Origin of the sequence: Williamsia sp. CHRR-6 (genome assembly GCF_018474015.1) — a bacterium.
Taxonomy (GTDB): Bacteria; Actinomycetota; Actinomycetes; order Mycobacteriales; family Mycobacteriaceae; genus Williamsia_A.
Map to the genome: position 1 here is coordinate 506,585 of NZ_JAHCSG010000003.1, position 19,991 is coordinate 526,575.

At 66.5% G+C, this 19,991-nt stretch carries 18 protein-coding genes; 8 read left to right on the forward strand and 10 right to left on the reverse strand.

The features are described from left to right. Positions 1–509: 509 nt before the first annotated feature. Entirely contained in the window at positions 510–1,457 is a 948-nt protein-coding gene (locus KIK15_RS11215; RefSeq protein ID WP_214244404.1) for a Ku protein, read from the forward strand. Positions 1,458–1,466: 9 nt separating this feature from the next. On the opposite strand, the gene KIK15_RS11220 is transcribed toward KIK15_RS11215, so the two are convergent. The 4 genes from KIK15_RS11220 to KIK15_RS11235 form a co-directional block, all read right to left on the reverse strand. Beyond that, complete coding sequence (locus KIK15_RS11220; protein WP_214244406.1) at positions 1,467–2,327, reverse strand: DUF350 domain-containing protein; 861 nt, start codon at positions 2,325–2,327, stop codon at positions 1,467–1,469. Beyond that, positions 2,324–3,676 (reverse strand): glutathionylspermidine synthase family protein, encoded by a 1,353-nt coding sequence (locus tag KIK15_RS11225; protein WP_214244408.1) that lies wholly within the window; start codon positions 3,674–3,676, stop codon positions 2,324–2,326. Before KIK15_RS11225 ends, KIK15_RS11220 begins: the two co-directional genes overlap by 4 nt. Then, complete coding sequence (locus tag KIK15_RS11230; RefSeq protein ID WP_214244410.1) at positions 3,673–4,134, reverse strand: hypothetical protein; 462 nt, start codon at positions 4,132–4,134, stop codon at positions 3,673–3,675. Before KIK15_RS11230 ends, KIK15_RS11225 begins: the two co-directional genes overlap by 4 nt. A gap of 63 nt (positions 4,135–4,197) precedes the next feature. Beyond that, on the reverse strand, positions 4,198–5,226 hold the full coding sequence (locus tag KIK15_RS11235; protein WP_214244412.1) for a crotonase/enoyl-CoA hydratase family protein: 1,029 nt from the start codon (positions 5,224–5,226) through the stop codon (positions 4,198–4,200). Positions 5,227–5,265: 39 nt separating this feature from the next. On the opposite strand from KIK15_RS11235, the gene KIK15_RS11240 reads away from it, so the two are divergent. The 3 genes from KIK15_RS11240 to KIK15_RS11250 all read left to right on the forward strand — a co-directional run bounded on the left by KIK15_RS11240 (position 5,266) and on the right by KIK15_RS11250 (position 10,505). After that, on the forward strand, positions 5,266–6,093 hold the full coding sequence (locus tag KIK15_RS11240; protein ID WP_214244414.1) for a crotonase/enoyl-CoA hydratase family protein: 828 nt from the start codon (positions 5,266–5,268) through the stop codon (positions 6,091–6,093). Further along, complete coding sequence (locus KIK15_RS11245) at positions 6,090–8,957, forward strand: DUF2232 domain-containing protein (RefSeq protein WP_214244416.1); 2,868 nt, start codon at positions 6,090–6,092, stop codon at positions 8,955–8,957. The genes KIK15_RS11240 and KIK15_RS11245 overlap by 4 nt, the downstream gene beginning before the upstream one ends. A gap of 75 nt (positions 8,958–9,032) precedes the next feature. Continuing rightward, positions 9,033–10,505 carry an NAD(P)/FAD-dependent oxidoreductase gene (locus KIK15_RS11250; protein WP_307851838.1) on the forward strand — a complete coding sequence of 491 codons (1,473 nt, stop codon included), beginning with the start codon at positions 9,033–9,035 and terminating at the stop codon, positions 10,503–10,505. Here the strand turns inward: KIK15_RS11250 and KIK15_RS18900 are convergent. Then, complete coding sequence (locus KIK15_RS18900) at positions 10,433–10,645, reverse strand: DUF1720 domain-containing protein (RefSeq protein WP_374222846.1); 213 nt, start codon at positions 10,643–10,645, stop codon at positions 10,433–10,435. The two genes, KIK15_RS11250 and KIK15_RS18900, sit on opposite strands and share 73 nt — an antisense overlap. Here KIK15_RS18900 and KIK15_RS11255 point away from each other — a divergent pair. Both KIK15_RS11255 and KIK15_RS11260 read left to right on the forward strand, forming a co-directional pair. Further along, positions 10,549–11,835 (forward strand): MFS transporter, encoded by a 1,287-nt coding sequence (locus KIK15_RS11255; RefSeq protein WP_214244419.1) that lies wholly within the window; start codon positions 10,549–10,551, stop codon positions 11,833–11,835. The two genes, KIK15_RS18900 and KIK15_RS11255, sit on opposite strands and share 97 nt — an antisense overlap. Before the next feature lie 159 nt (positions 11,836–11,994). Further along, positions 11,995–13,374 carry a hypothetical protein gene (locus KIK15_RS11260; protein ID WP_214244421.1) on the forward strand — a complete coding sequence of 460 codons (1,380 nt, stop codon included), beginning with the start codon at positions 11,995–11,997 and terminating at the stop codon, positions 13,372–13,374. A gap of 65 nt (positions 13,375–13,439) precedes the next feature. On the opposite strand, the gene KIK15_RS11265 is transcribed toward KIK15_RS11260, so the two are convergent. After that, entirely contained in the window at positions 13,440–14,348 is a 909-nt protein-coding gene (locus KIK15_RS11265) for a LysR family transcriptional regulator ArgP (RefSeq protein WP_214244423.1), read from the reverse strand. Positions 14,349–14,418: 70 nt separating this feature from the next. On the opposite strand from KIK15_RS11265, the gene KIK15_RS11270 reads away from it, so the two are divergent. Further along, a complete protein-coding gene (locus KIK15_RS11270) occupies positions 14,419–15,030 on the forward strand; it encodes a LysE/ArgO family amino acid transporter (RefSeq protein WP_214244425.1) in 612 nt (203 codons plus the stop codon). On the opposite strand, the gene KIK15_RS11275 is transcribed toward KIK15_RS11270, so the two are convergent. Together KIK15_RS11275 and KIK15_RS11280 are read right to left on the reverse strand one after the other, a co-directional pair. Next, positions 15,027–16,256: an EAL domain-containing protein gene (locus tag KIK15_RS11275; protein WP_214244427.1), complete on the reverse strand. Its 1,230-nt coding sequence runs from the start codon at positions 16,254–16,256 to the stop codon at positions 15,027–15,029. The genes KIK15_RS11270 and KIK15_RS11275 overlap by 4 nt on opposite strands. Before the next feature lie 193 nt (positions 16,257–16,449). Next, the gene (locus tag KIK15_RS11280; protein WP_214244429.1) at positions 16,450–17,130 is read right to left on the reverse strand and encodes a YoaK family protein; all 681 of its coding nucleotides are present in this window, start codon (positions 17,128–17,130) and stop codon (positions 16,450–16,452) included. A 102-nt stretch (positions 17,131–17,232) separates the two neighbouring features. On the opposite strand from KIK15_RS11280, the gene KIK15_RS11285 reads away from it, so the two are divergent. Then, a complete protein-coding gene (locus KIK15_RS11285; protein ID WP_214244431.1) occupies positions 17,233–18,522 on the forward strand; it encodes an alpha-hydroxy-acid oxidizing protein in 1,290 nt (429 codons plus the stop codon). A gap of 3 nt (positions 18,523–18,525) precedes the next feature. Here KIK15_RS11285 and KIK15_RS11290 read toward each other — a convergent pair whose 3' ends face one another. Both KIK15_RS11290 and KIK15_RS11295 read right to left on the reverse strand, forming a co-directional pair. Beyond that, positions 18,526–19,011 (reverse strand): DUF2231 domain-containing protein, encoded by a 486-nt coding sequence (locus tag KIK15_RS11290; protein ID WP_214244433.1) that lies wholly within the window; start codon positions 19,009–19,011, stop codon positions 18,526–18,528. Positions 19,012–19,074: 63 nt separating this feature from the next. Beyond that, complete coding sequence (locus KIK15_RS11295) at positions 19,075–19,971, reverse strand: crotonase/enoyl-CoA hydratase family protein (protein ID WP_214244435.1); 897 nt, start codon at positions 19,969–19,971, stop codon at positions 19,075–19,077. Positions 19,972–19,991 lie beyond the last annotated feature (20 nt).

A 19,991-nucleotide genomic window follows, 5' to 3' on the forward strand; every position in this document is an offset into this window, starting at 1 on the left:
AGACCACCGCACCCCCTTCCGCGTACCCGTCGCACACCCCACCACCGGCGGACCAGACGGAGCCGGCGACACCACTGGAGGGGAATCCACAGACGGCGACGGCGAACCCGGCGACACAGGAACATCCGACGGCGGCGGAACATCCGCCGTGTCAGGAGAAACAGGCGAACCCGGCGTGCCAGGAGAATCCGGCGACACCGGGGAATCCGGCGACTGATCAGGAGACGACGACACCGGAGGCGCAGACGGCGGCACCGGATTAGCGCCCGCTACACCCACCCCCACCGACAACCCCACACAGACCGCAGACCGCAGACCGCAGAACCAATCTCACGCCAACCACTTTCAGTCGTACCCCCAACCAATCCCCACGCCGAACCGGACACACCACCAGGGGCTAGCACCGGCCAAAGACCGCAATGTCGGTAAAGGGTGATTTGCCAAGGTGGGATCTCCAACCGGCGCGCGAGCCCAGCAAAGTAGTGCGTTCGTGCAGACGTATGGGCACAATGACTGCCATGCGCTCCATCTGGAAAGGCGACCTCAGCTTCGGCCTGGTGAACGTGCCGGTCAAGGTGTACTCGGCCACCGAGTCCCACGACCGCACCAGCCACCAGGTGGCCACTGACGGCACCCGCATCCGGTACCGCCGAGTGAAGGAGGGCACCGACACCGAGGTCGAGTTCTCCGAGATCGCCAACGCCTACGAGAGCGAGTCGGGCGAGATGGTGATCCTCACCAAGACCGATCTCGCCGAGCTCCCAGTCCAGAAGAGCCCCGAGGTGGCGATCACCGGCTTCGTCCCGGTCGATCAGGTCGACCCGATCTACTTCGACAAGCCCTACTACCTGGAGCCTGCGTCCAAGTCGTCCAAGGCGTACGTGTTGATGCGCGATGCGCTGGCGCAGACCGAAAGGCTGGCGATCGCCACCTTCACCCTGCGCAGCCGCACCCGGCTGGCCGCGCTGCGGGTGGTCGACGACGTGATCACCCTGCAGACCCTGCTGTGGCCCGACGAGGTTCGCCAGCCCACGTTCGGGTTCCTCGACGACACCCCCGAGATTCGGCCCCAAGAACTGGAGATGGCCGCCTCCCTGATCGAGAGCATGGCCGGCGACTTCGACCCCACCCAGTACGAGGACACCTACCAGCTGGAGCTGTCCAAGCTGATCGAAGCCAAAGCCCAAGGCACTGAAGCGTTCCCGGTCGCCGAGACCACCACTACCGAGGACGAGGACTCCGAGGTGGCCGACCTGTTGGCCGCGTTGCGCGCCTCGGTACGCGACCGCACCGGCAGCGCTCCCGCCGTCGCCGACACCCCCGCCGCTGCACCGGCAAAGAAGGCCGTGGGGGCCAAGTCCGCCGCCAAGAAGGCAGCTGCGAAGAAGGCCGCAACCACCACCGCACCGACGAAAAAGGTTGCCGCCAAGAAGGCGTCGGTCAAGAAGGCTGTCTGAGGCAACGCCTCAAATCGCTGACAGTGTCGCGGCGACGATGGTCGCCGCGACAAGCAGAGTGGTCGCCTGGAACGCAGCAACCGTCGTCGACCCCGCTTCCTGAGCCTCAGCGATCGTGTGTCGTCGCGTCAGCAGGCGGTTGCCGATCCATCGCACCAGATACAACAGCACGACGGCCGTTGCGGCGGTGAGGAAGAACCAACCGAACGCCTCCACCCAACCATCGATGTCCCCGGCCACCCCGACTCGCGTGACCACGCTGGCCGAGACCAGCACGGCCGCCAGTTCGATTCCAGCCGCCAGGTTCCCATCGCGGAGCCGAGCACGCAGATCGTAGGAGGTGACCGCCTCGTGCAGCCAGTACACCCCCATCACAAACGCCAGACCCAGCACGTAGAACACCACCGTGGACGACACGGTCATCACCCACGAGTTACCGTCACCGGTGAGAGAGCCGTTGAGCAACAATCCGATCCCGATGTAGAAACCTGCCTCAACCACACCCACCGCTCGGTTGTCGGCCAGCAACAGCTCCCGGTTGGCCACTTTCGGGAACAGCACCCAGTCGACGAAGAAATAGGCAAGCAGCAACGCCGTGAACACCCAGGCGCCCTCGATCAGCAGAGTTCGGGCCGACGGCCACAGGTTGCCCACGTCGAACTGCCCTATCACCGCCAGCATCGCGATCGGTTGCGCCACCAGCAATCCGACTCGCTGGGCCAGGTAGGCCACATTGCCCTTGACGAAGAGCTCATCCCAATCGTCGAACGGGGTGATCCAGTCCAGCACCCGCCACAGCAGGCCGATGTAGAACAGCAGCACCGCGACGATCACCAGAGCGCGGACCAGATCAGGGAAGAACGAACTCATGACTCACTCTCAGTGGCGGCCGCCGATACGACGGAATCAGCAGGTGCGTAGCGCAATTCGCCGTCGCTGATGCTGTGCGGCACGAAATTGGCAAAATCATCGGTGACCGGCGACGTGCTCTCCCGGATACCCATGCCCGCCGGTTCACCGTCGACCATCCACAGCCCCAACACCGGATGCACGGGTTCACTGGCTGCGGTGCGGAACTCAGGAGGTAGCGCCAAGTTCTGGATGATGAACCCTTCGCCGCCGTACTCGCGGTCGATGACCGGGACCACCAGCTTCCCGTCGGCGTCGACCAGGCTGAGGTTGGCACCCTCACGGCTGAGCAGTGGTTTGCGCGCGTATCCGGTCGACATCGGCGGGGCATCTGACTCGAAGTAGCTGGGGATGAGGAACTTCGACCGAGGATCATCAGCGAAACGTGCCCACAGCACCGCCAGCAAGCCCTTGTTGCTCCACAGCATCTTGTATGGCGGCTCGATCCATACTGTTCCACCGGTGTAGGTGCCGTCGGGACTGCGGCGGCCCACGGTGGCCATGTCGGCAAACGCCGCCGGACCAAAACGCTCCTCCACCATGAACTCCCACGGATAGAGCTTGAAGATGACGTCGATGTGGCGGTCGGCCTCGTCATAGAAGCGCCCGTCGTCACCCAGCACGATGTCTTCCATCTCGATGGTGGCCGTGTCGAATCCGGCTGCGGCACAGGCGTCCCGAAGCAGCAGCGTGTTCATCTCGTCCTCGAACGACCCCTGCCCCGCCCCGATGGCGAAATGCACTGTGGGCACGCCCAATCCGTATCGATCGCCCAATCCACGCAGGTTGCGACGCCATGCATCGACCAGCATCTCGTAGATCAGGTTCCACTGGTCGCGCCCGTGACCAGTCTGCTCCAACCACAACCACTGGATGGTTGCCGACTCGACCAGACTCGTGGGGGTGTCGGCGTTGAACTCGTAGAGCTGCGGCACACGCAATGCTGGGTCGGGATGGTCCAGACCGCCGAACCGGAAGTCGAAGCGTCCGTAGATGCTGCCGAACGCGGGCTCAGGATCCCACGACGCGATCACCTGATCGTGCGCGTAGGCCGGTATCCCGATCTGGCTCAACACATCTCGATTGGCTGGGTCGGTCATCCAGTCGCCGGCCTCGACGCACATGTCGAACACGCAGCGAGCTGCTTCTTCGAGCAACTCGATCTCGGCCAGGGTGAACGAGTAGTAGACGCCTTCGCGCCAGTAGTGATGGAACGGGTCCGATGGATCGGTTTCGCGGGTGTAGACCAGCCCCTGCGACTGCACCAGCGCAGTCCAATCGGGACGCTGGGCGCAGGTCAGTCGTCTCATCCCCCGTTGCTCGACGAGCCCGACCGGCTCTTCGACGAGTTGGAGCTGCTCTCCGACGATCCGAACCCGCCCGAGTTGCGTCGCGTGGTGCCGTCGGCCCGGGTGTCGGTGCTGCCGGTCGCCGAGCCCCGCTGGGTACCGTCCCCGCTGCGGGTCGCCCCCAACGCCGACTGCGGCGAAGCCATGAGCCGACGGGACTTCGCCTTGGTGACATCGAGGGCCGAACCGCGCACGAGGTTCTTCGCGTAGGGCCCGCGCACGTAGTAGTAGGTGTGCCCGACACCGCCGAAGGAGTCGCCGTAACTGTCGTCATCGCAGTAGATGTTGTCGACCACCTGGTCGTTCTCATCCACGCAGTACTCGTTGTCGGCACTGGAAGAGCTGAACGAGCTGCAGCCGCCCAGCGCCAACGTCGCCGCAGCACCCAGCGCAGCCACCCCGGTCATCCGTCCACGCACGTCCTGTCGACCTCCTGATCAAAGGAAGACTCGACTATAGCCCGTACGCCTGGCCAGGAGCGACTACGTGGTGCCACCTCGCTTGGCGTCGCCGAAAGCCTCGTCGCGTTCACGCACCGCCTGCCGGAATCCGACTGTGGCGCTGCGGTTCTGGAACGCATAACCCTCGCGGGTGTGCCGGGAGATGCCGTCGAACACCGTGGAGATCAACGCCGAGTTGGCAATGCCCTGGGCATGCAACGCACTGTTGAGCGCCAGTTTCACCATGATCAACTGATTGATCGGCATCAGCGCGATCCGCGCCACGTACTCCTCCACCCGCGCGTCCAGCTCATCGACGGGAGCCGAGTCGATGGCCAAGCCCCAGTCGACCGCCTGCTTCCCGGTGATGCAGTCACCGGTGAACAACAGCCGCTTGGCGCGTTGATCGCCGATGCGGTGCGCCCACAACCCGGTCGAGGGCACCCCCCACACCCGGGTGGGCGGATAGCCGATCTTGGTGTCATCGGCGGCGATGATCTGATCGCAGTGCAGTGCGATGTCGGTGCCACCGGCCACACAGAATCCATGCAGCTTGGCCACCACCGGCTTGTTGGCATGCAGCAGGCTGGCGAAACCGCGGGAGAAACGGCTCATCATCGCGTAGTCGACCATCGGGTCCCACTGCTGCTGCGGGTTGTGGTTGCTGGCCTGCATGCGCGGGTCCAGCACCGTGCCCTCTTGGCTGACGGTGAAACCTCGTGTGTCGGGGCGTTGGCTGCGTTCGGCGAACGCCCCCAGGTCATAACCACCGCAGAACCCCTTGCCGCGACCCGAGAGCAGCATCACGTGCACGCGTGGGTCGATGTCGGCGGCCTCCACCGCCGCTGTCAGATCCAGCGGGGTGTCGGAGGTGATGGCATTTCCCTGCGCGGGACGGTTGAAAGTGATGCGCGCGACGCGTCCGGTCACCCGATAGGTCAGCGTGGGAAAGTCCAGCTCATCGGGCGGTGTGGTGTCCGCGACCGCCGCAGCGTGCGGGTCGTGGCCCGATTCGGCCCCCTCCCGCCAGGCGGCCGGACGCGAGCCCGAGGCGAAGTGGTCAGCGGACATGACGATCCCTGGTCATGCCGATCACCGTAACGTGGTGGCATGAGTGACGAACCCGGGTTGGACGGCCCCGCGATCGGCGAAGGTGCCGTGGTGGTCACCACCGACGGGCCCGTCACCCTGATCGGGCTCAACCGGCCGCAGGTGCGCAACGCCGTGGATCGGCACACCGCCGAGGCTCTCGCCCAAGCGTTTCGGGCGTTCGACGCCGACCCGGATGCGAGCGTCGCCATCCTGCATGGACACGGCGGAACCTTTTGCGCCGGAGCCGATCTCGGCGCGATCGCCAGCGGTGATGCGTCTCGAGTCAACCGTTTCGAGCCCGACGGCGACGCGCCGATGGGTGTGTCGCGGATGGAGCTGAACAAGCCGGTGATCGCCGCCATCGACGGGCACGCGGTGGCCGGTGGTCTGGAGCTGGCGATCTGGGCCGACCTGCGGGTGGCCGACGAAGACGCTGTCCTCGGGGTGTTCTGTAGGCGTTGGGGGGTGCCTTTGATCGACGGCGGCACCGTGCGGCTACCCCGGCTGATCGGGGAGAGCCGCGCATTGGACCTCATCCTTACCGGACGGCCGGTCGATGCGGCCGAAGCGCTGGCGATGGGCCTGGTCAACCGGGTGGCCCCACGCGGCACCGCCCTGGCGAGTGCCCGCGAACTGGCCCACCAACTGGCCGCGTTCCCGCAGACCTGTTTGCGCCACGATCGACTGTCGGTGCGCCAACAGGCCGGCCTCGACCTGCCCGCCGCCCTGGCCAACGAGATCCGCCACGGTGCGGTGTCGTTGAGCGACGGCGCGCTCGCCGGGGCAGCCGCGTTCGCCGCCGGCGCCGGTCGACACGGATCGTTCACCGAGACGGCCTCGACATGACCGCAACCCAACGCGACGGCGATCAGCAGGCCACCACCCCACCCTCGGCCACCCAGCCCACCGCGCCCGCGGCCACCGCGACCGATGCCGCGAAACGGCGCCCCATCACCGCGATCGAGGCCGCCGAGGCGGCCGCGTTTGCCGACGTGGCCGCCGCCATCTGTGTGCTCTCTCGGGTGCTGCCCATCGCCGGGGCAGCCACGCTGGTGGCCGCCATCCCGTTCGCGCTGTTGGGGTCGCGTCGACGGCTGCGGGTGTGCGTGCTGGCCGGGGTCACCGGGTGGATCGTGGCGTTGCTGTTCGGCGGATACGGCACCGCCAACATGGTGTTGTGGTCGGCGGTGATGGGGTGCTTCTGCGGTATCGCGATCCGGCGAGAGTGGAAGGTCGGCACCATGATCGGGGTCGGCGTGATCGGGGTGGCGATACCGGTGGCCGCGTTCACCACCGGCGTGCTCGCCATCTTCGCCGACTACCGGCAACTGGTCTTCGACAACATCCGCAACGGCCTGCGCGGTCTGGCGCGAGCCCTGTCCAACGGCGGCTACGTGTCGGTGGACGGCTTCAACGATGCCGTCGACACGGCATTACGTGCCTGGCCCATCACCATCTCGGTGGCCACGCTGGTGGGAACGCTGCTGTCACTGTTGTTCACCTATCTCTTCGCCGCGCCACCCACCCGTTCCCTCACTCGTCGCCTCGGGGTGCCCCACGATGGTCGACTGGTCGCCGACACCGGGGTGGTGGCCCCGGTCCCGCTCTCGTTGCGCGACATCTCCGTCACCCACCCCGGTGCTGCGGCGCCGACCATCGCCGGTATCGACGCCGACATCGGCGTGGGTGGGCTGGTGGCCGTGGCCGGACGAAACGGGGCCGGCAAATCCACGCTCGTACAGATCATCTCTGGTCGCGAACCCACCTACGGGTTCATCCGCCGCGCCGGTGACCCCGGTCTCGGGGCACCCGGCGGCACCGCTGTCATCGGACAACGCCCCGAGACCAGCGTGCTGGGCCTGCAGGTGGGCGACGACCTGGCGTGGGGGGCACAGAACCTCACTCCGGGGATGTCGCGGGCATTGCTGGACCGGGTGGGGCTGTCGGTGTCGCTGGACGCCGAGACCGCACGCCTGTCCGGCGGCCAGTTGCAGCGACTGGCCATCGCCGGGGCGATGGGACGTAACCCGGGTCTGCTGATCAGCGACGAGAGCACCTCGATGATCGACGGCACCGGACGGGTGCAGTTGATGAAGCTCTACCGCGATGTAGCCGACCACGGCACCACCGTGGTCCACGTGACCCACGATCCCCGCGAACTGGCGGTGGCCGATCAGACGATCGTCGTGCCCGGCGGCGGCGTGGAGATCGACCGGGCCACCCGCACCGACACCGGCGCCCCCACCGCCACCCGGTTCGCCGTGCGCGGCGGCCGGGTTGATCTGCGGGGCGTGGGATTTGCACACGACAGTGGAACCCCCTGGCACCGTGAGGTTCTCGCCGACGTGTCGATGACCATCCACCCCGGCCAGACTGTGGTGATCACCGGCCCCAACGGCGCCGGGAAGACCACGCTGGCCCGTCTGATCGCCGGTATCGAGCGCCCCGATTCCGGCACCATCACACTCGACGGCGAACCCGTGCGCAACGACCGCACCGGTGCGCTGTTCGGCCATCAGTTCGCGCGCCTGTCGTTGGTGCGGGCGCGGGTACGCGACGACATCTGCGACGCCGCCGGAGTCGACTCCGCCTCCGGGAAGCTGGTGCACGAGGCACTGCGTGAGCTGGGACTCGACCCGTGGGCCATCGCCGAGATGCGGGTCGATCATCTCAGCGTCGGACAGCAACGTCGGGTGGCGCTGGCCGGGTTGCTGGCCGCCAAACCACGGGTGTTGGTGCTCGACGAACCGCTGGCCGGTCTGGACGAGGCATCCCGAGCGGCCATGGTCGACGCGTTGGCGCGGGTGCGCGCATCGGGGACCACCCTGGTGATCGTCACCCACGACCTCGGTGAGCTGGCCACTATCGCAGACCGCGCCATCGAGGTGACCCCGTTGGGGCCCAAGCCCATTCCGCCGGGACGACGATCCAAGGCCACCCTGTTCTCGGCCGTGGGTCGGGTGTTGCCGCGTGAGTCGCCGGCCCGCAGCCTGTGGGTGGGCACCAAGGTGTTCGGGTTGGTGGCGACCGCTCTGATGTTCGGGATCTCCCCATCGTGGATCACCGTGGGTATCGGTGCTGCCATCGCCGCGGTGTGGACGGCGGCCGGTCGCATCCCGACCGCCGCGCTACCCCGGCTGCCGTGGTGGCTGGTGGGCGTCACCCTGATCGGCGCGGTGTTCACCGCGCTGGGCGGCGGATCACCGTTCGTCACCATCCTGGGCGTCAAGCTGGGCCTGGGCGGGGTGAACACGTGGGGCATCCTCATCTCCATCACCGTGCTGTCCTTCTACCTGTCGCTGCTGTTCTGCTGGACCACGCCGATGGTCGAGGTGCCCGCGTTCGGGCAACGCGTGGTCGGGTGGGGCCGGCGGGTGGGGTTGCGCCTGCAGGCGGTAGCGGTGGCCGTCACGGTGTCACTTCGGTTGCTACCCTTCATGATCGGCGATTTTCGGGCGCTACTGCAGGCCGTGGGTCAGCGTCGCGCGCCTGGGAAACGTACGGTGCAGCGTCGGCTGGAAGAAGCTGCGGCGGCCATGGCCATCGCGTGCGCGTTGGCCGCGCAGAACGCTCGCGAGGTCGCGGCATCAATGGACAACCGCGGCGGCATCGGCGTGGTGGCGCGGGCCGATCGACGCCCCGCCGCGCGCGACCTGATGGTCATCGGTGTCATGGTGGCGGTGGTGGTCCTCGGCATCGTCGTCGGATGACCTCCACACCTGTCGTCGGCCGATGGCAGGTGGTACGAAGAGTCCATGGTGGTTGACGAGACGAATGACTCACACGTGCCCGCGCGCTCCGTCGACGTGGTGATCGTGGGGGCCGGGTTGTCCGGGATCAACGCGGCCTACCGACTGCAGGAACGCAACCCCGGCCTCAGCTACGTCATCGTCGAGAACCGTGAGCGGATCGGCGGAACCTGGGACCTGTTCCGATACCCGGGCGTACGCTCGGACAGCGACATCTACACGCTCAGTTACCCATTCAAGGCATGGGACGGTCGCAAAGCCATCGCCGACGGGGCCGACATCCGGCAGTACCTCGTCGATGTGGCCACCGAGAACGGCATCGACCGGCACATCGAGTACGGCGTGAAGGTGACCGCCGCACAGTTCGACTCCCGCACCGACCGCTGGACGGTCGACGCCACGGTGTCGGGTACGCCAACGCAGTTTCGGACCCGGTTCCTGTACCTGTGCACCGGGTACTACGACTACGAGCAGGGACACGCACCAGACTTCGACGGGCTCGCCGACTTCACCGGCACGGTGGTGCACCCACAGTTCTGGCCCGAGGACCTCGACTACGCGAGCAAGAAGGTGGTGGTGATCGGCAGCGGCGCCACCGCCATCACCCTGGTGCCGTCGCTGTCCCGCGAGGCCGCGCTGGTGACCATGCTGCAGCGCTCACCCACCCACATCTCGGTGCTCCCGTCGGTGGACAAACGCGCTCAGCTGTTGCGAAAGTACCTGCCCACCATGGCCGCTCACCGGATGGCTCGATGGATGAACACCGTGCTCAGTCTCGGGTTCTACTTCTACTGCCGTCGGTTTCCCGCCCGAGCACGCGCGCGGCTACGAGGGTTGGCGTTGCGGTTCCTGCCCGCAGGCTTCGACGTCGACACCCACCTCAACCCCAGCTACCAGCCGTGGGATCAGCGCCTGTGTGTGGTACCCGATGCCGATCTGTACCGGGCCATCCGCGCAGGCAAGGCAGACATCGTCACCGACACCATCGACCACTTCGACGCGACCGGCATCGCCCTGAGCTCCGGTGCTCATCTCGACGCCGACATCGTGGTGATGGCGACCGGCTTGAAAATCCAAGCGTTCGGCGGCATCACGCTGGCGGTGGACGGTGTGACGGTCGATCCGCACGAACGCTTCCTGTACCGGGGGCGAATGTTGGAGGGGGTGCCGAACTTCGCTTGGATCTTCGGCTACACCAACGCATCGTGGACGCTGCGCTCGGACATGACCGCCCGGTCGGTGGCAGAGCTGTTGGACTACATGGATTCTCACGGTTACACCCACGCCTACCCCGACCGCAACGGCAAGTCCATACCCGAACTGCCCATGGTCGACCTGCAGTCCGGATACATCCAACGGGCCGCCGACGTGTTGCCGAAGTCGAGCACCGAGCGACCCTGGAAGGTGGGGGCCAACGTGTTGCTGGATTACATCGATCACCTCCGCGGCCAGGTGACCGACTCGATGACCTTCGGTCGAGTGACCACGCCCGCCACCGCCGATCGTTGACCACCCGTCGAGTGGGCGGAAAACCCCGTCGACTGGGCGGAAGTTGACGTCGAGTGGGCGGAAAACCCCGTCGGTTGGGCGGAAAACGACGTCGGCTGGGCGGAAAACCCGGTCGACTGGGCGGCAACCTCTGCGGCCAAGCGACTTTCGACGGCTGTGGGCCGCCTACTCGATCACCACGCTGGGCAGCGCCATCGGTGCAGGCGCGCTGGGTCTGGTCGCGATCCTGGTACTCCACGCACCGGCCTGGCAGGTCTCCACGCTGGCGGCGGCTCCACTGCTCGTGGCGGCGACGGTCGCGCTGCCGCTGGGCCCGTGGATCGAGTTCCAACGCAAACGACCACTCATGATCGGCGCTGACATCGCCGGGTTCGTCACGCTCATCTCGGTTCCGATCGCGGCGGCCTTCGGCACGCTGACCTTCGCGCACCTGTGTGTAGTGGCGGTGGTGCAAGCGTTGTGTGCCATGGTGTTTCGCAGTGCCAGCCAGCCGAATCTGAAGTCGCTGGTACCGCCTGAGTTGCTGATGTCGGCCAACTCGCGCTTCGAAACCACGGCGTGGACAGCTCAATCGGTGGGCAGTCCACTGGGCGGACTGCTGGTCAGTGTGCTGGGCGCGACCGCGTCGATGGCGGTGGACGCGACGAGCTTCCTGCTGTCGGCGGTAGGGGTGAGTCGGCTACAGTCACCGGAACCGACACCACCGCAGCGGACTGCGCCACGACATCTGCGCCGCGAGATCGTCGAGGGTCTGGCATTTCTGCTGGGGCATCGCACACTTCGCATGCTGTTCGTCAACTCAGTCGTCTTTAGCGGTGGCGTGCTGATGTCAACACCTTTGCTGGCGGTGTTGATGTTGCGGGACTTGGGGTTTGCACCCTGGCAATTTGGGCTGGCCCTCGGTCTCCCGTGTCTGGGCGGGGTGCTGGGTGCTGCGGTGGCTCCGTCCGTATCGCTCTGGTTCGGTTCTGACCGAACCCTTCTCGCCTTCGGGTTCGCTCGTACCGGATGGCTGGGCCTGGTGCTGCTGGCGGGTCCATCCACCGTGGGGCTGGCGGTCATCATCGCCGCAGAGTTCATGCTGCTGTTCTGCGCGGGAATCTTCAACCCGGTGTTCACCACCTACCGGATGTCGGTGACTCCTGATCATCTGATGTCACGGGTGGTCACCACCTGGTCGGTGGGCACCAGACTGGTTCCGCCACTGTTCATCCTGGCCGGTGGCGCCGTGGCCACCGCCTGTGGCACCCGCACCGTTCTGGCCGTGGCCGCCACTGTCATCGCGTCGAGCAGCTTGTTTCTGCCATGGCGCGCCCGACCGGCCACCTGACCCGTCGAGTGGGCGGAAGTCGACCTCCATTGGGCGGTAAACGCCGTCGGTTGGGCAGAAGTGTGACGTCGAGTGGGCGGAAGACACCTGACAACAGGGCTCTTGCGGCATGGCGGGGCGACCACGTACGGTCGGCGGCATGACATCACCGAAAGGCGCATGAGCGCGCAACGTTGTCTGTCGATATTCCTCGACGAACTGTTGATCGCAGACGGCTGTCTGCGCCCGCCATCTGTTGGCGAGGTGATCGAGCTTCCACTGGCGTTGCGCAACAACGCGATCACCGATTTCCCCGCCACCGATCACCACGGCCGACTGGAACCGGACCCAGATGTTCGCGTCGGCATCGACGGCCCGGAGTGGACTGGCCTACTCACCGGTGACGGCTGGTCGGCGCGCTGGTCAGGACCTCGGCCGATGATCGGCGATGTGACGGTGTCGGGCGTGCTCACCTGCTTTCACGGCGATGGGTCCGGAAGAGTACGCGGACGCATCACCCGGATGCACATGGTGCGCCAGTCGATGCTGGGAGTTCCTGGGGCGCCGCCCTTTCCGGTGCGATGGGGTCTGGATGGGCGGCCCTACCTGGCCGAGGAGACAAATTCTGCACCGCGGCACTTCGACCGCAGTGTCATCCACGATCGCCAACCTGAACTCGGTGAAACCACCACCATCGGTATCGGGCTGATCCTCGACCTCGACCTCGACGTCGCACCACCTCCAGACCGGCCACCGTTCGTGCCTGGTGACATCTCGGCGCATGGATCGACGCTGTGGCAGGTTGATTGCGCACTGCCGATCGTGCGCGCGGATGACGCCGAGTACCTGCTGCCGGGTCTGATCGGAGTCGATCGATCTGTTTTCGCCACGGCCAGTGGATGCTGGGTGACCGGTAGTGACGGCTTGTTCCGTTGTGCCCCCGGCCAGTCCCCGGTCCGCGTCAACGACAGAGCTGTCGGTGCCGCAGCCACGCTGGGCGAACTGATTCTCACGATCACCACTGACGGAAGGTGGCGTATCCACAGCCAGGACTCATCCGAACTCCGGATTCCGGCGCCACCTGGCCACTGCTACAACGTGGCCGGCCGCAACGACCATTGGATCGCCGTCGTCAACGACGTCGCATCCAGCGAATTCAAGCTGGTACGAATCGATCTGGACGCGAACGTCACCGTCGGCCCGGTACACCACGGCGTACCCGGCTCGTGGCCCGCATTAGGCGGCGATCCGCTGAATGTTCGAATCGACAACCAAGTCCATCGAATTCGAGGCGATCTCACTCTGGACCCAGCGACCAGGCTTCGCGGCCGATTCATCCACGGGGAGACGCGTCAGGTCCCCGACTTCACCCTCGACCACTTGATGTGGACGGTCGACTGCCAGACCTCACGGGATGAACTGGTGCTGATCCACCCCGAGACCCACGAGTTGGTGCGGCGAATCCCGTTGCATGGCAGCGCACCGCGGGCTGCCATCACCGACGACGGCACCATCCATCTCCTTGACAAGGATCTGCGGTCCGTCCCGCCAGCAGCTTGATCGTCAGCACCCCGTGAGTGTTTCTGGAGGGCCCGCCCTCCAGATTCGCGCACGGGGCGTAGCCATCAGACCAGACTGTCGGCAGCGGCGGCGGCGATCATCTCGGTCAACTCGTCGATGAGCGGGGAGTGCACTGACCAGAACTGCCAGAACAATTCGACGTCGATGTGTCGATCCGACAGGGTGACCACCGTGCCCGCGTCCAACGCATCGGCGATCTGGACCTCGGGCACCGTCCCCCACCCGGCACCCAGTTCGATGGCGCGGTGATACTCGGTGGACGCGGGGATGTAGGTGGTGGGCGGGCTCACCCGTTTGCGGGTGTGTCGCCGGATGAACTCGGCCTGCAACTGATCGTTGCGGTCGAAGGACACCAGCGGCGCCCGCGCCAGGTCGACTCCGGTGAGTCCGTCGGGAAACCAGTACTCGGCGAACTCGTGGTTGGCGACCGGTAGGTATCGGGTGGCCCCCAGCCGTCGGACGGTACAGCCCCGGATCGGCGTGGGGTGTGATGTGATGGCGCCCACCACCTCCCCGGCGCGCAGGAACTCGGTGTTGGCGCTCTCGTCGCCGCGCAGCACTTCCATGGCGACCGGATGTCGCTGTTGCATCCGCGCCACCACCGGCAGCAGCCAGATGGCCAGCGAGTCGGCGTTCACCGCGATCGGTAGGTGAATCCGATGCCGGTCGCGCGGATCGTCGTGGGCGGAGTCGTCCTCGCCGGTGAGTTCGGCAAAAGCACTGGAGATCAACAGGTCCCACTGCTTGGCCAGCCGCAACAGCACCTGGCCATCGGCAGTGGCTCGTGCCGGCTTACCCCGTTGCACCACCACTCGGCCCACCGTGGATTCCAGCGCCTTGATGCGTTGACTCACCGCTGAGGGGGTGATGTGCAACGAGCGTGCCGCCGCCTCGAAGGTCCCTTCGCGCACCACGGCGACCAACGTGGCCAATCCGTCACTGGAGATGGTCATGAAGTGATTCTAATGATTCGTGAAAATCATTCGCTGGGCTGTTGGCAGGTGTCGCCTTAACGTTTCCTTCATGACGCTGTTCCTTCCGGCTCTGGCCGGCCTGGGAACCGGAGCAGGACTCATCGTCGCCATCGGACCGCAGAACGCATTCGTGATGCGGATCGGCGTGGCGCGCAGTCATCTGCTGCCGGTTCTGGCCGTGTGCACCCTGTCCGACCTCACCCTCATCGTGGCCGGTGTCGGCGGGCTGGGCACCATCGTCTCGGCGCACCCCAAGGTGGTGGTGGCAGCAACCGTGGCCGGAGGGCTCTACATCTGCACTCTGGGGCTGATGGCGGCGCGGCGCAGCCTCACCCAGCGATCGATGGCCGTGTCCGCGTCAGCTCAGTTGAGTCGGTGGGCCGCAGTGGGTACCGCGTTGGCGTTGACCTGGCTCAACCCGCACGTCTACCTCGACACCGTGGTGATGATGGGCGCGGTGGCCAACAGCCATGGGGCACAGGGCAAATGGATGTTCGCGCTGGGGGCGGGCATCGCCAGCATCCTGTGGTTCGGCGCGCTGGGGCTGGCGACGGTCCGGCTGGCGCCACTGTTTTCCAACCCGAAGGCGTGGCGGGTGCTCGACGGGGTGATCGCGGTGATCATGATGAGCATCGGCACCATGCTGTTGCTGTCGGTCTAGACCTGTCCGCCGGCCAGATCGGTTGCGATGGAACGACAGATGTCGGCCACGATGGAGCGGTCGGTGGTGACACACCAGCGGTACCGATCGGTGCCCTCGCACGCCGAGGCGATGATGGCGCTGGCGTGGTCGCCACCGATCGAGGCGGCTGCGAACACGCCGTCGGTCAACTCGGTCGGCGTGCGGGGACCGCGTACGCCCGGAATGGGTCGTGGCCCCAGTCCCCGTCCGATCATGCCGACGAGCATCTGTCGCTCGGCGATCTCCCGGTAGCGCGCGCCGAGTTCGGCGGACACATGACGAGGACCGGCCAGCGCCGCCAGGACGCAACCCGGCGTCGGCTCGTGACCGGCCAACTCTTCGTATCGAGTGAAGGCCTGCTCGATGTCGGCGAGATCTGTTGTGGTGGTGTGCAACTCGTCAAGAATGGTGCGCAGTGGCACGGTACGGGCGCGACGAGGGTCGACCAGGCCGGCCGGGCTGGGCGGGATCATCCTGGTGCCCAGCGGACCGGGGCGGCCGTAGAGGTAGCCCTGGCCCAGGGTGGCGCCGATCAGGTCGGCGGCGGCCACATGATCGGCCAACTCGATGCCTTCGGCGAGCAGGGTGGCCCCGTATCGCCGGGCGTAGGTGACCGCGGCGCCGATGGTGAGCGCCGCATCGCGGCGGCACTCCTCCATCTGTGTGATCGAACGATCGAACTTCACCACGTCAGGCGCGATCAGGTCCAACAGTGCGATCGACGCCGGTCGCGCCCCCACGTCATCGAGCGCGATGCCGAAACCGTTGCGGCGCGCCGACGCAACGGTGTGCAGCACGGTGGGTGGGTCGAACAGCAACGACCGCTCGGTCAGCTCCAGCACGATCTGCATATCGGCGTCGATCAGGTCTTGCCACGGATTGTCCGCAGACGCCCAGGGCGGCGGGCATGACAGCGAGTCGGGCTCGACGTTGATGAACAGGGTGTGGCTCTGATCGATGCCCTCGGAGTGGGCCACCTCCACCGCACGCCGACGACACCACCAGTCCATCGACCCCAGTTGGCCGGCGCGGCGCGCGGCATCGAAGGCCTGCAGCGGATTGACCTCGGGATGCTCGGGCCATCGCGCCAACGCCTCGAAGCCGATGACATCGCCAGTGGCCAGATCGATGACAGGTTGGAACACTGGCACCACGCGCGAGGGATCGTCGACGATCGCCGACGCCGCCTCATTGACCACAGTCACCAGAACCCACCCCGCTGAGTACGCCGCCGAACGCGTGTGGCAGGCAACCCCCGTAGGCCCGCACGTTCGACAGCCGATTCCGGATCATGTTACTCGATCTGTAGACCGGTCGATACCTGCGGTTTCTCAGGGAAACTCCTGCATCATGGCCATTCAGATGTGATCGACAACTGCTCGACCTCGCCCGGTCCGATCAGGTGGCCGGGTGACGTCGCCACCGCAGCACCGCCATCGCCACCGCCACGCTGAGCAAGCTGATCGGGACCAGCGGCGCGAAGGTGCGGGCCACCGAGATCACCGCCCCCGACGCCGCTGCTCCGAGCAGCAGCGAGACCAACGCTGCCGCTGCGGCCCGGTTGATCGTGGAATGGGTGATCAGACCGGTCAGCAAGCCGGTGAGCGTCCCGGTGAAATAGGTTGTCGTCACCCCGGGCAGCCGGTCCATCGCGAACGCGCGGCTCTGCATCCCCATCGCCGTCGCGACACCGATCAGGGCGAGGTACTGGACCCACCCGCCGGGACGGCCGTGCGCGCCCAGCCACACCGCGCCCACGCCGGTCACGAGCGCCCACTCGGTTGCGTAGACCGCCACCACCAGTGTGGCCGCGCCGCGCGCCGGGTGGTCATCGACGTGACGGGTGGCCACGGTGGCCGCGAGAACCCCCAGGGCGTACCCGAGTACCGCGACCGCCGCGTGCGACATGACCCCGAACCGACCGCTGCCGATGGCCGCACCGACGACCACCACGTTGCCGGTGATGACGCTGGCGAACACCCCACCGAGCCGGGTGAACACCAGCACGTCCACGCTGCCCGACACCGCACCGAGCAGTCCGGCGAAAACGATCGTCACGGGCCGGGCGGTGGGGCTCATCGGCTCACTCTAGGTCCGCTGGACTCCGGTGAGCGTTTAGGCTCACACCGCAGGATGCGGTGTGCGGTGATCTCCGAAGGATTCTCCAGAAGGGTGTCGTAGATGAGTATCGGACGACAACGCCAGAACGCCATCTACTCGGCCGGTGTGTTCGGGCGCACTCCCGCGGTCCCCACCGATTTCGCCGAGCTGGAGCGACGAGCGAAAAAGGCGATGGGACAACGGGCCTGGGCCTACATCGGCGGTGGCGCAGGCGAAGGTACGACGATGGAGGCCAACCGCGCCGCCTTCGACAGGTGGTCGATAGTGCCGAGGGTGCTGCGTGATGTCTCGCAACGGAACCTGTCGGTGGAACTGTTCGGCAAGACCCTCGCGGCGCCGGTGTTGTTCTCCCCGGTGGGCGCTGGCGAACTGGCACAACGGGATTCGGATCTGCTGATCGGCGCGGCGGCCGCCGAGCTGGGAGTGCCCTACATCCTGTCCAACCAGGGCTGCTCGCCGATGGAGGAGACCGCAGCGGCGATGGAGGCGGTACGCGAGGGCGCACCTCGGTGGTTCCAGCTGTACTGGTCCACCGATGACGCGCTGGTCGAGAGTCTGGTGCGGCGGGCCGAGGAGTGCGGTGCCGATGCCCTGGTGGTCACCCTCGACACCACGATGCTGGGCTGGCGGCCGCAGGACCTGAACCTGGGATCGTTGCCCTTCGCGCGTGGCGAGGGCATCGCCCAATACACCTCGGACCCACGGTTTCAACAGATCGTCACCGAGCGGGTCGCCGAATCGGCTGGGACACAGGCAGGCCCACGCCCACGGGTGACGGCAGCCGCAGTGGCGGCGCTGGTGTCGATGGCACGCCACCTGCCCGGTGGCACCTGGGCCAACCTGCGGTCACCGATTCCTCGGGCATCGGTGGAAACCTTCCTCGACATCTACTCGCGGCCGTCGTTGAACTGGGACGACATCGCCGGGTTGTGTGCCCGGACCAGCCTGCCGGTGGTGCTCAAAGGCATCCTGCACCCCGACGACGCCAGGCGTGCAGTCGATCTGGGCGTCGACGGCATCTTGGTGTCCAACCATGGGGGCCGCCAGATCGACCGGTCCGTCGCGTCACTGGACGCCTTGGTCGACATCGTCGACGCGGTGCGCGGACGAGCGAAAGTGTTGTTGGACTCCGGTATTCGCACTGGGGCCGACGCTTACATAGCGCTGGCCCTGGGAGCCGACGCGGTGTGCATCGGGCGGCCGCACATGTACGGTCTCGCCATCGCGGGCCAGACCGGCGCGCGTGAGGCGGTGGCCAACATCATCGCAGAGCTCGACCTCACCCTCGGCCTCTCGGGTCAGACCGATGTGGCGGATCTGACCCGAGAGATGCTGCGGCGCAGGGACTGAACGCTAGTCGCGGCGCCAGACGGATTCAGCACCGCTGTGCCCGACCTGGTAGATGAGCACCAGCGACGCGAGAGCGAAGCCCACCACCAGCACGGCCACCACGATGTTGGCGATCGACACGGTTCTGGGGTTGAGTGCCGAGACCTTGGATGTGAGCCAGCCCAGCGCCTTGTCGGAGTTCAACGCCCAGAAGATGAGCATGAACAGGAACAGCGGCGCGACCAAGTAGAGCACCCGGTCGCCCCATTCGGTGTGCTCGTTGAGGATGCTCGACGAGGGGGTCTTCTCCTCCAACGCCTCTCCGGCGCTGGTGGTGATCGGGGTCATGATCAGCGCGACGAGGGCCACGGCCGGCCCGACGATCCCGATCTTGCGACGCGCCGCCGGCCACGCCACCGCGACGATGCCAAGAAGCGCGGCCAGCGGGATCGCGACCACGGTCAGGTGTACGAACAGCGGATGGGTGGGAATGCCGTCAAATGTGTCCACACTTGCATCCTAAAGTCATGCGCCTGGCAGCATGCTGCGACCGCCGCAAACGCGCCCGCGCGGTCAGCGAATCGTGTCGGTGTCGGCCAGGAACGCCGGCAGATCCTGCGGCACCCGCGAGGTGAAGTTGGGCGGCCGCTTGTCGAGGAACGCTGCCACTCCTTCCTGACCGTCCTGAAACGACGTGTAGTACATGGCCAGCGAGTCGACTCGGTGAGCGTCGACCGGAGATGCGAAAGCGCTGTTGCGGTACAGCATGTGACGCATCAGGGCGGTGGCGACCTGCGACTTGCCGTCGGTGACGCGGTGGGCCAACGCGATGGCGGCGTCGAGCACCTCGTCATCGGGGTGCACCGAACGCACCAGGCCGATCTCCTGGGCGCGGGCGGCATCGATGATGTCGGCGGTGTAGACCAGTTCGAGGGCGTTCTGCAAACCGACCACCCGCGGCAGGAACCAACTCGACGCCGCCTCCAACACCACGCCGAGTCGACCGAAGACGAAGCCGATCCGCGCGCTCTGCGATGCGAGTCGGAAATCCATCGGCAGGGTCATGGTGGCCCCGAAACCCACGGCCGGGCCGTTGATGGCGGCGATCACGGGCTTGGGGCACTCGTAGATGGCCAGCGCCACGCGACCACCGGTGTCACGTGCACCGTGGACGATGTCGGGGTCGGTGAACCGCTCCTGCATGTCGGCCAGCGTTGGCTGCACCGACTCGTCGAGGCCGAAGACGTTGCCCTCGGTACGAAGCTCCATCCCAGCGCAGAACCCACGTCCGGAGCCGGTCACCACCACCGCGGCCACGTCCGGGTCGGTGGAGGCGGCCCCGAACACGAACACAAGGTCCTCGGCCATCTGCGGGGTGAAGGCGTTGAGGTGGTGCGGGCGGTTCAACGTCACCAGCGCGATGCCGTCGGTGATCTCGTAGGTGACGGTTTCCAGATTCTGCAGGTCCATGACGCCCACGGTAGCGCCGG